The sequence below is a fragment of the Pseudomonas sp. W2-17 genome (genome assembly GCF_041060445.1).
Classification (GTDB): domain Bacteria; phylum Pseudomonadota; class Gammaproteobacteria; order Pseudomonadales; family Pseudomonadaceae; genus Aquipseudomonas.
Genome location: NZ_JAUFNS010000017.1, coordinates 137,059 through 149,678 on the forward strand (window position 1 = coordinate 137,059; position 12,620 = coordinate 149,678).

General features: G+C 62.1%; 10 protein-coding genes. 7 read left to right on the plus strand and 3 right to left on the minus strand.

The genetic code is table 11. The features are described 5' to 3' along the window. Nucleotides 1-233: 233 nt before the first annotated feature. The 3 genes from QWI20_RS20575 to QWI20_RS20585 all read right to left on the minus strand — a co-directional run bounded on the left by QWI20_RS20575 (nt 234) and on the right by QWI20_RS20585 (nt 4,841). Entirely contained in the window at nt 234-464 is a 231-nt protein-coding gene (locus tag QWI20_RS20575) for a hypothetical protein (protein WP_192171319.1), read from the minus strand. 180 nt (nt 465-644) lie between these two features. Next, nucleotides 645-1,751, minus strand: coding sequence for an agmatine deiminase (aguA, locus tag QWI20_RS20580; protein ID WP_369306991.1), 1,107 nt, complete (start codon nt 1,749-1,751; stop codon nt 645-647). Nucleotides 1,752-1,922: 171 nt separating this feature from the next. After that, nucleotides 1,923-4,841 (minus strand): aminotransferase, encoded by a 2,919-nt coding sequence (locus QWI20_RS20585; RefSeq protein WP_369306992.1) that lies wholly within the window; start codon nt 4,839-4,841, stop codon nt 1,923-1,925. A 294-nt stretch (nt 4,842-5,135) separates the two neighbouring features. On the opposite strand from QWI20_RS20585, the gene rfbB reads away from it, so the two are divergent. The 7 genes from rfbB to QWI20_RS20620 all read left to right on the plus strand — a co-directional run bounded on the left by rfbB (nt 5,136) and on the right by QWI20_RS20620 (nt 12,244). Next, nucleotides 5,136-6,215 (plus strand): dTDP-glucose 4,6-dehydratase, encoded by a 1,080-nt coding sequence (gene rfbB, locus QWI20_RS20590; RefSeq protein WP_369306993.1) that lies wholly within the window; start codon nt 5,136-5,138, stop codon nt 6,213-6,215. Beyond that, nucleotides 6,212-7,087: a glucose-1-phosphate thymidylyltransferase RfbA gene (gene rfbA / locus QWI20_RS20595; RefSeq protein WP_369306994.1), complete on the plus strand. Its 876-nt coding sequence runs from the start codon at nt 6,212-6,214 to the stop codon at nt 7,085-7,087. Before rfbB ends, rfbA begins: the two co-directional genes overlap by 4 nt. Further along, entirely contained in the window at nt 7,084-7,629 is a 546-nt protein-coding gene (rfbC, locus tag QWI20_RS20600; RefSeq protein WP_369306995.1) for a dTDP-4-dehydrorhamnose 3,5-epimerase, read from the plus strand. The genes rfbA and rfbC overlap by 4 nt, the downstream gene beginning before the upstream one ends. Further along, entirely contained in the window at nt 7,626-8,507 is an 882-nt protein-coding gene (gene rfbD / locus QWI20_RS20605) for a dTDP-4-dehydrorhamnose reductase (protein ID WP_369306996.1), read from the plus strand. Before rfbC ends, rfbD begins: the two co-directional genes overlap by 4 nt. A gap of 89 nt (nt 8,508-8,596) precedes the next feature. After that, nucleotides 8,597-10,411 (plus strand): ATP-binding protein, encoded by a 1,815-nt coding sequence (locus QWI20_RS20610; RefSeq protein ID WP_369306997.1) that lies wholly within the window; start codon nt 8,597-8,599, stop codon nt 10,409-10,411. Beyond that, the gene (locus QWI20_RS20615) at nt 10,408-11,784 is read left to right on the plus strand and encodes a sigma-54-dependent transcriptional regulator (RefSeq protein WP_369306998.1); all 1,377 of its coding nucleotides are present in this window, start codon (nt 10,408-10,410) and stop codon (nt 11,782-11,784) included. The genes QWI20_RS20610 and QWI20_RS20615 overlap by 4 nt, the downstream gene beginning before the upstream one ends. Beyond that, a complete protein-coding gene (locus QWI20_RS20620) occupies nt 11,777-12,244 on the plus strand; it encodes a YiiD C-terminal domain-containing protein (RefSeq protein ID WP_369306999.1) in 468 nt (155 codons plus the stop codon). Before QWI20_RS20615 ends, QWI20_RS20620 begins: the two co-directional genes overlap by 8 nt. Nucleotides 12,245-12,620 lie beyond the last annotated feature (376 nt).

Here is a 12,620-nt window from a genome sequence, read left to right on the forward strand (position 1 = left end):
TTGTGAGCGGATTAATCGCGCGCTGTGGCAAATGCCCGGGGTGGGCAGTTGCGTCTTCCGGGACTGGAGCCGTTCCGGAAGCCCGCACGAAATCATCGCAGTGGACTACTGATGCACGTACATGGCGCTAGGCCACAGGCGGTGGAGGCGCGAATGCTATCCCCCGTCTGCCGAGGGTGTCAATTTGATGGGGGTCAAACGGAGGCCCTGTAATGCCTGTTGCTGTAACTTCGTCAGCTGTGGAGCACGCCCAGCAACGCTTCGATCTCCGCATCGTTGATCAGCCCGCTGGGGTACCGCTTCGTTAGCATCTTGCGAAAATCACCGCGTTGTTTCAGCGCCTGTTCGTCGTGCATGGGCACCATCGGGATCCGGGTCGTCCGTAACCAGTCCGCCATCATCTGCCGTGCTTCACTGCTCGCAGAAAAACCTCGAGTCACTCGCAACTCATGACCTGCGTTCATAAGGACAACCTCTTATGTCGTGGACTGCGAAATCTACGGAGCTTTTGTTACAGACGGACGACCCCGCGGGGGCATTTACGCACCGCTGGGATCCCATCTTCCTACGGCTGACCGGAAACGGTCCGCCCATAAAAAAGCCCATCGTCTGATGGGCTTGATGACAGCAAGAAGCGAACCAACTCAGCCGCGGTGGGGGGCCGGTTGCTGCTGCGTCAGGCAGTGAATGTTGCCTCCGCCCAGCAGCATTTCGCGGCCCGGGACCATGACCACCTCGTGTTCCGGGAACAGCTGCTGGAGGATCTGGCGGGCCGTGTCATCCATCGGATCGTCGAAACACGGGGCAATGATCCCGCCGTTGACGATCAGAAAATTCACGTACGAGCCGGCCAGACGCACCGATGGGTTGCGCTCCTGACTGCCGTGCACCTGATCAACCCCGGCGCACTCGTCTTCGGTGGCATACAGCGGACCCGGGATCGGCATCTTGTGTACGACAAACGGGCGTCCCTTGGCGTCGCGGGCATTTTCCAGCACCTTCATCGCTGCCTGACAGCGCGGGAAATTGGGGTCTTTCGGATCATCTGTCCAGGCGAGTAACACTTCACCGGGGCGTACGTAGCAGCAGAAGTTATCCACATGCCCGTCGGTCTCGTCGTTGTACAAACCATCCGGCAGCCAGATGATTTTTTCGACCGACAGGTGATCGCGCAGCACGGCTTCAATGTCTTCGCGAGACAAGTGCGGGTTGCGGTTGCGATTGAGCAGGCATTCTTCCGTGGTGATCAGTGTGCCCTCGCCGTCGACATGGATCGAACCGCCTTCCAGCACGAAACCTTCGGTGACATAGCGCGGGCAGCGCTCGATTTCCAACACTTTGCTGGCAACCTGTTCATCTAGGTTCCACGGCGCGTACAGCCCGCCGTCGAAGCCGCCCCAAGCATTGAAGCCCCAATTGACGCCGCGAACCTCGCCCGCGTCGTTGATGACGAAGGTCGGACCGGAGTCGCGTACCCAGGCGTCGTTACTGCTCAGCTCGACGACGCGAATATTGGGCACGTCCAGCCGCGCGCGGGCGTTGTCGTACTGTGCAGCCGAGACGCCGACGGTGACAGGCTCGAAACGGGCGATGGCCTTGGCCACGGCAACATGATCGTTCTGCACCGGCTTGCCGCCCAGACGCCAGTTGTCAGGGCGCTCGGGCCAGATCATCCAGGTTTGCGTCTGCGGCGCCCACTCGGCAGGCATGTAGAAGCCATCGGCGCGGGGGGTGCTGTTGAGAGTGGTCACAGTAATCAGAACTCCATGAAACGACGAGGGCGTCTACGGCAAAATAAGAGAGACGTTATAGACGATAAAAATCGGATTTAAAAACATTAACCGAGCAATGGCCGGATATCTGGACAGCTAATGCCGATATATATCGGAATAAGTCCGAGGTTTTGACAAATAAGAACCCGCTCAGCTGTCCAGTTCACTCAGCACCTTCGACACGCTGTCGACAAAGAAATCCACGCTGCGGCGGCTGGTCACCATCGGCGGCTTGATCTTGAGAACATTCAGATAATCCCCCGTAGGCTGCATGAAAATCCCCAGCTCACGGAGACGATCGCACAAGTAGGTCGTTTCCTCGGTCGCGGGTTCCAGCGTCTCGCGGTTGCGTACCAGCTCAAGCCCCAGATAGAAACCCGAACCATGAACGGCGCCGGCCAGCGGATGGTTGTCGATCAGCGCCAGCAGGCGCTCCTTGAAATAGCCGCCCACCACGCGGGCGTTTTCCCACAGCTTTTCTTCCTCCATGACGTCGAGCACCGCCATGCCGATGCGGCAACTCACCGGGCTGCCGCCGGACGACGAAAAGAAATAGCCCTCGGCTTCCAGCGCTTCGGCGATCTCGCGACGGGTGATGACGGCGCCGAGGGGATGACCGTTGCCCATGCCTTTGGCCATAGTAATGATGTCCGGCACCACGCCCTGCTCTTCGAAGCTCCAGAAGTAATGACCGAGACGGCCGTAACCCACCTGCACTTCATCGGCGATGCACACCCCGCCCTGGGCGCGGACTTTGTCGTACACCTGCTGCAGATAACCCGGCGGCAGCGAGATTCCGCCGGCGTTGCCGTACACCGGTTCGCAGATGAAGCCCGCCACTTGCCGCCCTTGCTCCGCCAGCGCGGTCAAGTGCGCGTCTACGCTGCGCAGGTAGAACGGCGTGCTGTCCGCGCCACGAAACTCGCCACGATAGGTATTGGGTGCGACCACGGGATGGACCCAGTCGGGACGCGTGCTCAGCGCTTGCGGGTTGTCGGCGATGGATGTCGAGATGGCATCGGTCGCTACCGACCAACCGTGATAAGCCTCCAGCACACTCAGGACGTCGCGCCCGCCGCTGTAGGCCCAGGCCAGACGAATCGCCAGATCATTCGCCTCGGTGCCGCTATTCACCAGAAACACCCGGTCCATGCCGGTGGGCGCCAGCTTCAGCAGCCGCTCGGAAAACTCGGCGATTGCCGCGTAATGAAAGCGTGAGTTGGTGTTGAGCAGCGACCACTGCCGCGCGGCGACCTCAACCATGCGTGGATGGCCGTGACCGAGCAACGCGACGTTGTTGAGCATGTCCAGATAGGACCGGCCCTGCAGGTCGATCAGGTGATTGCGCCAGCCGCGCTCGATCTGCGGCGGGGCCTGGTAATAATGCTTCTGCGAACGGGCAAAACTGGCGTCGCGACGGGCGAGCAACGCGGCGGCATCTGCCAGCGCAGGCGCATCGCACTCGAAACCCAGCAGCCCTTTGGGGGACGGACACAACGCACGCCAGGCGGCTGCCCGCGAAGGCGTGGTGAACAGCGGCGGGCTCACGTCCGGCTCCGAACACAGCTGCACGATTAGCGCGCCGCCGCCCTGCCCGATCACGTCGCCCGCGCCGAACTCGACACCGGAGTCAAAATCAGAACGCACGCCCCACAGGCGCAGACTCACTTCGGCGCCCACTAACTGCAACGCGCCGTCGGCGGTGTGACGCACACTGCCGGCAAATGGCGCATGAACAGCGGTGCCATGGGGGATCTGCAATTCGGCGTGCAGCGCGAAGGTGTCCGGCTCTCTCGCGCTGTCCGGCAGCGTGCGGGACAGCCGGTATTCGCCATAGCGGCTGGCGGCCAGGCCGTGGTGTTGAGCCGCGTCTTTCAGCAGCTGCTCGTCGATGCCGCTTTGTTCCCAGTTGCCCGCCACGAAATGCTCGCTGAGCACACCCAGATCGACGAGGGTAAAAGCCTGCCCGCTCAAGCTCGGCAACAGCGGCGAGAACGCCTCGGCCTCTTCGTCCGCTTCCCATTCACCCACCGCGTCGAGAATCGCCGCTTCCATCAGGGCAATCGGCACGGAGGTGGCGACGTCGAAGATGTTCCACTCGCTGGCCAGATTGGCCTGGATGTAACCGTTGTCTGGCTCGATGCTCGCCTGTTGCTCGCTGCTCAAGACCAGCACGGCCGAGCGCGCGACGATCAACGGCCACAGCGCCAGCAGCTCCTCGCTCTGAAGCGGGTTGATGTGGTGGTAAGCCTGAATGGCGGGCAGGATGAAAAACGGATCGCCGTCGGCATGGTGCAGCAGCGCGGCGCAGGTCACCGAGAGGTCGGCGATGCGCCACGTGCAGACCAGATCACCGAAGTCGATCAGGCCTTGAAGCTGCCACTGGCGATGGGCGTCCCGGGCCCAGACCACGTTGTACTCGGTGATGTCCATGTGAATGGCCTGTACCGGCAATGAGGCCACCAGCGGCAGCAAATAGGCCTGGGCCTGCTCGGTAGCCTCGGCGATGCAGGCGCGTTTGTCGGCACCGGCGATGACCGGGAGCAGATGCTCAATCAACGCAAACGCGTGCCGCGGGTCCCACTGCAACACACGGTCCAGACCTGGGTGCTCGAACCCGGCCAGCGCGACATCAACACGAGCGCAGAGCTGCGCCAATCCGGTCACGATGTGCCGGTTCAGATGCGCGATGTGGGCCAGTGATTGTCCGTCGATAAACTCGAGAACGCGCAGGTGCACGGCGTTGCCGTTGTGATCGACAGACAACAAGTCTTCACCGTTCAGCCCAGGCATCACTGCCGGAACGCGCACCTGCGGCTCTGCGCCCAGATGCCGCAACGCTGCATGCTGCGCGGCAAGCTCGGTGGTTGAGTAAGCGCCGTGGCAGATCTTCAGGACGAAACGGCGCCCGTCACCGCAATCCAGCAGGAAGTTTCGGTCCTGATGGCTGCCCAACGCCTTTAATGTTCCCGACAGCCCATAATACGTCGCCAGCCATTCACCGGCCTGCACGGCGTCGACGTCCGGGCATGGCAGGCTGGAACGACGAATCAAGGTGTCGAGTGACATGAAAGAAGTCCTGAGAGAGAAAGGCACGAACAATATCGCCAGTTGCGCGACCGTTAATCAACCCCGCGCCATTTGCCAATAAAGAAATGCGTTAACGGACCGATAGATAGGCCAGGCGTTAAGCCCGTGAAACACCCGCGGCGGTTTAATGGCGCTGATTGCCATGGGCCATCAATTAATTTCATCGCTTGTTGGCGGATTGCTCCTTGCGTCAGTCAGCAAGGCCCCACAAGCTATGCTCCATCGTCCTACGCCTCTATCGTCTTACGTCTTTCCAGGGAAGAAGGTTTATCCATGCGAATACTTGTTACCGGTGGCGCCGGCTTCATCGGCTCTGCGCTGATCCGTCATCTGATCAACAACACCGATCACGACGTCCTCAATTTCGACAAGCTGACCTACGCCGGGAATCTTGAGTCGCTGCAGGGGATTGCGAACAACACTCGGTATGAGTTCGTGCAAGAAGACATCGTTGACCAGGCTGCGGTGAGCAAAGTCCTCGCGCGCTTCAAGCCCGACGCGATCATGCACCTGGCGGCTGAATCCCACGTTGACCGTTCGATTGACGGCCCGTCGGAGTTCATTCAGACCAACATTGTCGGCACCTACAGCCTGCTGGAAGCGACCCGCAGCTATTGGCTGACCTTGCCTGAAGCCGAGCGCGCAGCTTTCCGCTTCCACCACATCTCCACGGACGAAGTGTATGGCGACCTGCATGGCGTGGACGATCTGTTTACCGAAACGACGCCCTACGCGCCAAGCTCGCCGTATTCGGCCAGCAAAGCGGCGTCGGACCATCTGGTTCGCGCCTGGCAGCGCACCTACGGGCTGCCCGTGGTCGTCACCAACTGCTCGAACAACTACGGCCCGTTCCACTTCCCCGAGAAGCTCATCCCGCTGGTGATTCTCAATGCTCTGGCCGGGAAGCCGCTGCCGGTGTACGGCAACGGCTTGCAGGTGCGTGACTGGCTGTTCGTCGAAGACCACGCCCGCGCATTGCTTAAGGTGGTAACCGAGGGCAAGGTCGGCGAGACCTACAACATCGGCGGCCACAACGAACAGAAGAATATCGACGTCGTGCGCGGCATCTGCGCGCTGCTCGAAGAGCTGGCGCCTGAACAGCGCAAAGGCGTGGCCCACTACGCGGACCTGATCACCTACGTGACCGACCGCCCGGGCCATGACATGCGCTATGCCATCGACGCCAGCAAAATCGAGCGCGAACTGGGCTGGACACCGGAAGAGACATTCGAATCCGGCCTGCGCAAAACCGTGCAGTGGTATCTCGACAATCTTGAATGGTGCCGCAACGTGCAAGACGGCAGTTATAAAGGCGAACGCCTGGGCACCAACGTGAAGGAACTGATCGCATGACTAAAGGAATTGTACTGGCCGGCGGCTCGGGCACGCGCCTGCACCCGATCACTCTCGGGGTCTCGAAACAGCTGTTGCCGATCTACGACAAGCCGATGATCTATTACCCGATCTCGGTGCTGATGCTGGCCGGGATCAAGGACATTCTGGTCATCTCGACGCCGCTGGACCTGCCGCAATACCGGGCGCTGCTGGGTGACGGCAGTCAGTTCGGGGTGCGCTTTCATTACGAGGAGCAGCCCAAGCCGGACGGCCTCGCGCAGGCATTCCTGATTGGCGAAGAGTTCATCGGCGATGACTCGGTGTGCCTGATTCTCGGCGACAACATCTTCCACGGTCAGCACTTCAGCGAACAGCTCAAGCGTGCGGCGGACAACGCCTCCGGCGCGACCGTGTTTGGCTACTGGGTCAAGGATCCGGAGCGTTTCGGCGTGATCGACTTTGATGAGCACGGCCACGCGCTGTCCATCGAAGAGAAGCCCAAGGCGCCGAAGTCCAGCTACGCCGTGACCGGTCTGTATTTCTACGACAACGAAGTCATTCAGATCGCCAAGGACGTCAAGCCGTCCCCGCGCGGCGAGCTGGAGATTACCGACGTCAACAACGCCTATCTCAAGCGCGGCGATCTGCGCGTCGAGCGCTTCGGCCGCGGCTTCGCCTGGCTCGATACGGGTACTCACGACAGCCTGCTGGACGCGTCGCAATACGTGCAGACCATCGAGCACCGTCAGGGCCTGAAGGTCGCGTGCCTGGAAGAAATCGCCTACCAGAACGGCTGGATCGACCGCGCCCACCTGTTGAACAGGGCTGACTATTTCGGCAAGACCGGCTACGGTCAGTACCTGTTCAAGATCGCAGGGGAAAGTCAGTGAAAGTGGTTGCCAGCAAGTTGCCTGAAGTCCTCATCATCGAACCCAAGGTGTTCGGCGATGAGCGTGGCTTCTTCTATGAAAGTTTCAACGCCCGGGCCTTTGCCGAGGCCACCGGCGTCGCCGATCAGTTCGTGCAGGACAATCACTCGCGCTCGCAGAAAGGTGTCCTGCGCGGGCTGCACTACCAGATCGACAACCCACAGGGCAAACTGGTACGCGTGACCGTCGGCAGCGTGCTGGACATCGCTGTCGACCTCCGTCGCAGCTCGCCGCAGTTCGGCCAGTGGTTCGGTCTGGAGCTGTCTGCCGAAAACGCTCGCCAGCTGTGGATTCCCAAGGGTTTCGCCCACGGCTTCGTGGTGTTGAGCGACTACGCCGAGTTCCTCTACAAGACCACCGACTACTACACGCCGTCGGCCGAGCGCTGCATTCGCTGGGACGATCCTGAGCTGGGCATCGACTGGGGCTTGGGCGAAGCACCTCAATTGTCGGCCAAGGATCAGGTCGGCAAGCTCCTGAAAGACGCGGACCTGTTCCCGTGAGTGCGCCGCTGCGCATTTTGATCAGCGGGCAACACGGCCAGGTTTCCCAGGCGCTGCAGCAACGCCTGCAGAACATGGGCGAGCTGATCGTGCTGGGGCGTGATCAGCTGGACTTGAGTCAGCCGGAATCCATCCGCCCGGTGGTTCGCGACATCAAGCCGGACCTGATCATCAACGCCGCCGCCCACACGGCAGTGGATCAGGCCGAAAGCGAGCCGGACCTGGCCTTTGCCATCAACGCGACGTCTCCCGGTGTGTTTGCTGAAGAAGCTGCCGCACTGGGCATTCCGCTGATTCACTACTCCACTGATTACGTGTTCGACGGCAGCAAGCAGGGTGCGTGGGTCGAATCCGACGCGCCGAATCCGCTGGGCGTCTACGGCAGCAGCAAGCTGGCAGGCGAGCGCGCGATTGCCGCAGCGGGCGGGCAGCACCTGATTTTGCGCACCAGCTGGGTGTACTCCCTGACCGGGCGCAACTTTCTGCTGACCATGCAGCGCTTGTTGCAGGAGCGCGAGAAGCTGTCGATCGTTGTGGACCAGATCGGCGCGCCCACCTGGGCCGGTACCATCGCCGCCAGCACCGCTGCGCTGATTGAACGCTGGCGTGACGGTGCGCCAGGCGCCTGGGGTGTTTATCACCTGACGGCCAGCGGCGAAACGTCGTGGTTCGGTTTCGCTGAAGCCATTGGTCAGCAATTGGTCAACAGCGGCAAACCCTGCGCGACCCTTGAGCCGATTGCTTCCAGCGCTTACCCGACGCCGGCCGCACGCCCGCTCAATTCACGCCTGGATTGCAGCCTGTTGCAGCGCGAATGGGGCGTCAGCCAGCCGGACTGGCACGATGCGTTGCTGGAGTGCTTAGCGCAGCAGCGGTAGGCATAATGGGCCGACTCGATGTTGAGCGGCTGCGGAATACAGATTCATCCGCAGCCGCCCTATATCGCAACGAACCCACCGGCGATTTCATGATCAGCACTAACGCCCTTCCCCGCCGCCCTCGCTGGCGCAGCCTTGCCCTGCTGGCGCTGATCCTCGCCCCGCTGCTGTGGCCGCTCGAACGCCTGGCCGAACACTATTACCGCAATGAGCTGCTAAGCCAGAATCGCCAGACCCTGGACCTGTACGTCGCCAACCTGCTGGGCACGTTGCACCGCTATGAAGTTCTGCCACAGATTCTCGGCGACCTGCCCGGGCTGCGCGCCATGTTGGCGAACCCCCAGGACAAACGGGCGCAAGCCCAGGCCAACGTGCTGCTGATGAACACCGCCCGGCAGACCGGCGCCGAGGTGATCTACCTGATGGCCCCGAACGGCGACACCCTCGCCGCATCGAACTGGGACAAGCGCGACAGCTTCGTTGGCCGCAACTTCGCCTTCCGCCCGTATTTCAGTAACGCTATGGCTGGCAATCTCGGCCGCTTTTTCGGTCTGGGCACAACGTCAGCCAAACGCGGCTACTTTTTCGCAGCCGCCGTGCGCGACGGCGACACTGTGATCGGTGTGCTGGTGGTCAAGGTCGACCTGGACCTCACTGAAACCTTGTGGGGCAAGACGCCGGAACAGTTGCTCGTCACCGACCACAACGGCGTGGTGATCCTGACCTCCAACCCGGCCTGGCGTTTCCGCGCCACGCGGCCGCTCAGTGAGGAAGAAAAGCAGGCCATCGTCGCCATCCAGCCCTACCCGACCCGCGATCCGCGCCCGCTGCAGCTGGATGAAAACGGCTGGCTCAAGCAAACCCAGCAGATCGACGAGACCGGCTGGAGCGTGAACATCCTCGCCCCCCAGATGCTGGTATCGAGGCCGGTGCGGACGGTGGTTGCCATTGGCGGTGGTGCGTTGCTGGTGCTGATGCTTCTGTTGGGGCTGATGATGCAGCGCCGCCGCCATTATCTGGATCGCATCAACTTCGAGGCCAAGGCGCGCCGGGAGCTGGAAGTGCGAGTCGCCGAGCGGACCTGCGATCTGGAAGGCGTCAATCAGCGACTGCGCCAGGAAGTTCTCGAACGCGAGCAAGCGCAGCAAGAGCTGTTTCGCGCCCAGGACGAACTGGTTCAGGCCGGCAAGCTGTCAGCGCTGGGCACGATGTCGGCGAGCATCAGCCATGAACTTAACCAGCCGCTGGCGGCTATTCGCAGCTACGCCGAGAACGCCGAAGTGCTGCTCGATCACCAGCGCACCGAGGACGCCCGCGGCAACCTCAAGCTGATCAGCGAACTCACCGGGCGCATGGCGTCGATCATTGCGCACCTGCGCGCCTTCGCACGGCGTGACCGGCATGCGCCTGAAAGCGTGGCTTTGCAGCCGGCGCTGGACGATGCGCTGGCCCTGCTCGCCAAGCGTCGGCGCGGGATGGAGGTGGAGCTGATTCGTGACCTGCCCGCCGCGACCTTGTGGGTACAGGCCGGCGAGACGCGGCTGCGTCAGGTGCTGGGGAATCTATTGGCGAATGCGCTGGATGCGCTGACCGAGAAAGGCCCGCCGCGCAAATTGTGGATCAGCGCCGAGTACAACGCCGAGGGCGTCAATCTGTACATCCGCGACAACGGCCCGGGGTTTTCCAGAGAGGCGCTGGAGCATGCCCGCGAGCCATTTTTCACCACCAAGACGCGCACCCAGGGACTCGGCCTGGGCCTGGCGATTTGCGATACGCTGATGCGCGCACTGGGCGGCGAGCTGCTGTTCGCCAATCACCCGGAAGGCGGTGCGCTGCTGACGTTGCGGATGCGCACCGGCGCCTCGGGCGTCAACCTTCAACCGTCTGAGGACTTATCTGCATGAGCACCGAGGCCATCGACAGCCGCATTCAGGTGGTACTGATCGACGACGACCCGCACCTGCGTCAGGCGCTGAGCCAGACGCTCGATCTCGCCGGCCTGAAAATCCTGCCGCTGAGCGACGCCAAAGGCCTGCAAGCGCGCATCGAGCGTGATTGGCCGGGAGTGATCGTCAGTGACATTCGCATGCCGGGCATCGACGGCCTCGAACTGCTCCACCAGCTGCACGCCCAGGATCCGGACTTGCCTGTGTTGCTGATCACCGGCCACGGCGACGTGCCGCTGGCGGTGCAGGCCATGCGTGCAGGCGCCTACGATTTTCTGGAAAAACCCTTCGCCAGCGACGCACTGCTCGACAGCGTACGGCGCGCCTTGGCGCTGCGCAGGCTGGTGCTGGACAACCGGAGTTTGCGGCTCGAGCTCAGCGATCGTCAGCAACTGAGCACGCGACTGGTGGGGTTATCCGCCCCCATCCAGCGCCTGCGCGATCAGATCGGCGCGCTGGCCGCGACCAGGGCTGACGTGTTGATTCTTGGCGAAACCGGCGCGGGCAAGGAAGTGGTCGCCCGCGCGCTGCATGACTTGTCCAATCGCCGTAACGGTCCGTTCGTGGCGATCAACGCAGGCGCGTTGGCCGAGTCGGTGGTGGAAAGCGAGCTGTTCGGCCACGAGTCTGGGGCTTTCACCGGCGCGCAAAAGCGCCGCATCGGCAAGTTCGAATTCGCCAACGGCGGCACGCTGTTTCTGGATGAAATCGAAAGCATGAGCATGGACGTTCAGGTCAAGCTGCTGCGCTTGCTGCAAGAGCGCGTGGTTGAGCGGCTGGGCGGGAATCAGCAGATCCCGTTGGACATCCGGGTGATCGCGGCGACCAAAGAAGACCTGCGCCAGGCGGCGGATCAAGGGCGTTTCCGGGCCGACTTGTACTACCGGCTCAACGTTGCGCCGTTGCGCATTCCGCCGTTGCGCGAGCGTGGCGAAGACGCGTTGGTGCTGTTCCAGCATTTCGCCGACACCGCCAGTTTGCGCCACGGCCTGCCCCGGCATGAATTGCAGCCGGGGCACCGGGCGCTGCTGCTGCGTCACACCTGGCCGGGCAACGTGCGTGAACTGCAGAACGCCGCCGAGCGTTTCGCCCTGGGCCTTGAGCTGGAACTGGAAGGCGCCGCGCAGCCGGATCTGGTGACGTCCAATGGCGGGCTGAGCGAGCAGGTCGAAGCGTTTGAGCGAGCATTGATCGCCGCCGAACTGACCCGCCCGCACAGCTCGGTCCGCAGCCTCGCGGAAGCCTTGGGCCTGCCACGCAAAACCCTGCACGACAAACTGCGCAAGCACGGGCTGACCTTCAACGGCGCGGGGTCCGACGACAATGACTGATCGGGATTGTCTTTCCGCTGAAGGCCTGGAAGCGGTGCTGCACCGGGACATTCCCCTCACACGGGAGATGGGCGTCAAGGTGCTGGGCTGGCAAGACCACCAACTCCGTCTGCACCTGCCGTTGGCGCCCAACGTCAATCACAAGAACACCTTGTTCGGCGGCAGCCTGTACTGCGGCGCGGTACTGGCGGGCTGGGGCTGGCTGTACTTGCGGCTCAAGGAAGCCGGGATCGACGACGGGCACATCGTGATTCAGGACGGTCTGATCAGTTATCCCCTGCCGGTCACCCGCGATGGCGTCGCCATTTGCGATGCGCCGGATCAAGCGAGCTGGGAGAAATTCGTGAAGCTCTACCACCGACGCGGCCGTGCGCGCCTGACGCTGCACACCCGAATCGTGGCTGATGGATCAGAAGAAACGGCAGTCGAATTCGTCGGGCAGTTTGTGCTGCATCGCTAAACAAAGCTGCCCGACACCCCTTGGCTATGTGGGAGTGACCGGGGTGGCGCTCCACCTTGCTCACGAAGACGGCATTCCAGCCGCTGAAAATGGCGTGGATGTACCGACCTATTCGCGAGCAAGCTCGCTCCCACAATCCGTATTCAGCAGAGACATCTGCAGCGTCTTCTGACACCACGCGTTGTTGCAGCAGACACCCCCCTGTGGGAGTGAGCTTGCTCACGTAAGCGGCATTCCAGCCGCTGAAAATGGCGTGGATGTACCAACCTATTCGCGAGCAAGCTCGCTCCCACAATCCGTATTCAGCAGAGACATCTGCAGCGTCTTCTGACACCACGCGTTGTTGCAGCAGACACCCCCCTGTGGGAGTGAGCTT

What these genes read in the sequence shown, in the direction of transcription:
- rfbB (WP_369306993.1), top strand. Translation starts at nt 5,136, where the DNA reads ATGCGAATACTTGTTACCGGTGGCGCCGGCTTCATCGGCTCTGCGCTG.
- QWI20_RS20585 (WP_369306992.1), bottom strand. Translation starts at nt 4,841, where the DNA reads ATGTCACTCGACACCTTGATTCGTCGTTCCAGCCTGCCATGCCCGGAC.
- QWI20_RS20575 (WP_192171319.1), bottom strand. Translation starts at nt 464, where the DNA reads ATGAACGCAGGTCATGAGTTGCGAGTGACTCGAGGTTTTTCTGCGAGC.
- QWI20_RS20615 (WP_369306998.1), top strand. Translation starts at nt 10,408, where the DNA reads ATGAGCACCGAGGCCATCGACAGCCGCATTCAGGTGGTACTGATCGAC.
- rfbA (WP_369306994.1), top strand. Translation starts at nt 6,212, where the DNA reads ATGACTAAAGGAATTGTACTGGCCGGCGGCTCGGGCACGCGCCTGCAC.
- QWI20_RS20620 (WP_369306999.1), top strand. Translation starts at nt 11,777, where the DNA reads ATGACTGATCGGGATTGTCTTTCCGCTGAAGGCCTGGAAGCGGTGCTG.
- QWI20_RS20610 (WP_369306997.1), top strand. Translation starts at nt 8,597, where the DNA reads ATGATCAGCACTAACGCCCTTCCCCGCCGCCCTCGCTGGCGCAGCCTT.